2 protein-coding genes are annotated in these 2448 nt (G+C 61.3%); both read left to right on the top strand.

The window, feature by feature from the left end:
* The coding region (locus NW841_RS11155) for an AtzE family amidohydrolase (RefSeq protein WP_414386424.1) at positions 1–1341 on the top strand (1341 nt) is incomplete at its 5' end.
* Positions 1342–1637: 296 nt separating this feature from the next.
* Positions 1638–2414: a hypothetical protein gene (locus NW841_RS11160; RefSeq protein ID WP_414386426.1), complete on the top strand. Its 777-nt coding sequence runs from the start codon at positions 1638–1640 to the stop codon at positions 2412–2414.
* Positions 2415–2448: the final 34 nt, after the last annotated feature.

Genomic DNA, 2448 nt, shown 5'->3' on the forward strand with positions numbered 1-2448 from the left:
CGCCAGGGATCCGTGAGCGCCCAGGCAGTGGTGGCCGCCTGTCTGGAGCGGATTCGCCAGCGGGATCCCCAGCTCAATGCCTTTACAGCCGTGCTGGAAGCATCGGCCCTGCAGGCGGCGGAGCGGCTGGATCGACAGGTGGCCAAAGGGATCCCGGTGGGCCCGTTGGCGGGGGTGCCTTTTGCCGTCAAGAACCTCTTCGATGTGGCCGGCCTCACCACCCTAGCCGGTTCGGCGATCAACCGCGAGAACCCCCCGGCCACCCAAGATGCCACGGTGGTGGCCCGCCTCAAGCAGGCAGGGGCAATCCTGGTGGGCACCCTCAACATGGACGAGTACGCCTACGGCTTTGTAACCGAAAATAGCCACTACGGCCCCACCCGCAACCCCCACGATCTCAGCCGCAGTGCCGGCGGCTCTTCGGGTGGCTCGGCAGCAGCCGTGGCCGGGGGCTTGGTACCTCTCAGCCTGGGCAGCGACACCAACGGCTCGATTCGGGTGCCCGCCGCCTTGTGCGGCATCTACGGCCTCAAGCCCACCTATGGCCGTCTGTCGCGGGCAGGAGTAGCCCTGTTGGCTCCCAGCTTTGACCACGTGGGCCCCTTGGCCCGTTCGGTGGCCGATCTCGCCCTCAGCTTCGATGCCATGCAAGGGCCGGATCCCCAGGATCCCGTCTGCGCTCGCCGCCCTGCGGATCCCACCTTTGGGCAATTGGGGCAAGGGATCCAAGGCTTGCGCATTGCCGTGGCCGACGACTACTTCCTGCGGGGAGCAGAGCCCCACATCCTGGCCGGCGTGGAAAAAGTGGCCCAGGCCCTGGGAGCCCAGCAAACGGTGCGGATCCCGGAGGCCGAGCGCGCCCGCGCCGCTGCCTTCCTGATCACGGCGGCCGAGGGAGCCAACCTGCACCTGCATCACCTGCGAACTCGTCCCCACGACTTCGACCCGGCGACCCGGGATCGCCTTTTGGCTGGCGCTCTGCTGCCCGCCAGTTGGATCGTGCAGGCGCAGCGCTTTCGCCGCTGGTATCGCCAGCAGCTTCAGGCCCTCTTTCAAGAGATCGACCTGTTCATCGCCCCCACCACCCCCTGCTCTGCCCCCTTGCTTGGCCAAGAGAAGATGGTGATCGCTGGGGTGGAAGTCCTCACCCGGCCCAACCTGGGTCTCTACACCCAGCCCCTCTCGTTTGTCGGCCTGCCGGTGCTGTCGGTGCCGCTGCGCGAGAGCGGATCCCTGCCCTTTGGCGTCCAACTGGTGGCTGCCCCCTACCAAGAGGCCAACCTGTTGCGGGCCGCCGCCCATCTGGAAGCGCTGGGGATCCCGGAGGCGCAGCCTGCCTGAGCCAGCAGAAGCCCCCTTTTGAACTATACCTAGTGTTTCAATTTTGAATCTTTTGCTCCAGACGCTAAATGTGTGATCCCCTCGATGGGAGTAAAAATGTGCTGCTCTTAAGGGCCGTTTTTGCCAGAGAGTTTGAATCCTGTCGGGGCAGGACGTGAGCTGCTTGCCTAGAGAGAGGAAAATCTTAAAGTAAAATTAATCCCCCAGTTGTTGTAGCGAGTCACCTCTTTTCCGGGTTGGGTCGATAGAATGAACGGCATAAAATAGACACGGCACCCCCACCTGGACTCTATATCATGGATCACCCCACTTCTCTGGCCCAGCGCTACATGGAGGTATGCAAGGCTTACCTTGCGCTCAACGAAGCCTTTGCCAAATTGGATCAATCCTACAGCCGCCTGCAGGAGAGCTTCAGGGAAATTCTCGGCCTAGCCAAGAAGGCTTGGGTTCAACTGCCTATCCTACGACAGCAGGTCGAACAGTTACAGCAGTGCGTCGAACAGAGGGATCGCTTGATTCGTTCCCTGCGAGAAGAACTGCAGGAGAAAGAAGCTCGACTAGGCGAGCTAATTGCCAACTATGACCAAGTCTGTTACGACCTGGACTCTACCAAGGCAGATCTGTTGAGCGCTCAGGCGTTGATTGAAAAACTGAAAGCAGAAAATGCCCAACTTTTGGAACAGGTGAGTCGCCTCACCAGTTTGGAGGATGAATTGGCAAGCTTAACAGAACGGCTGAACCAAGCAGAGGCAGCCCGCCAAGCGTTGGAGGCCCGCAACCGTGAGCTGGAAGCAGCTCTGGGAGAGCGAGATCGGCAAATGGATAGCCTGCAAAGGCGGTTGGTGCAATTGGAGCGAGAGAACGCCTCGCTGAAGGCGCAACTGTCTCCGGTGGCTGACCTGCTTACCGAGGCCTCGATCGAGCTCCTGCAAGAAACGGAGAGGGCTGTTGAGGCCGATAAGGAGGTGCTGCCGCAGGTGCTGGCTTCGCTGCCAGAGACTGAGCGCCTTGTGCAAGAGGCCGGGCAGCCCATTCCCTCTTCCTCAGAGCTGGACCAGCCGCAGGCAGCTTAATTCAGCCTTCCAGCCAAGGTTGACAGCTGCACAC

This window comes from Synechococcus sp. H60.3 (assembly GCF_047462295.1).
Classification (GTDB): Bacteria; Cyanobacteriota; Cyanobacteriia; order Thermostichales; family Thermostichaceae; genus Thermostichus.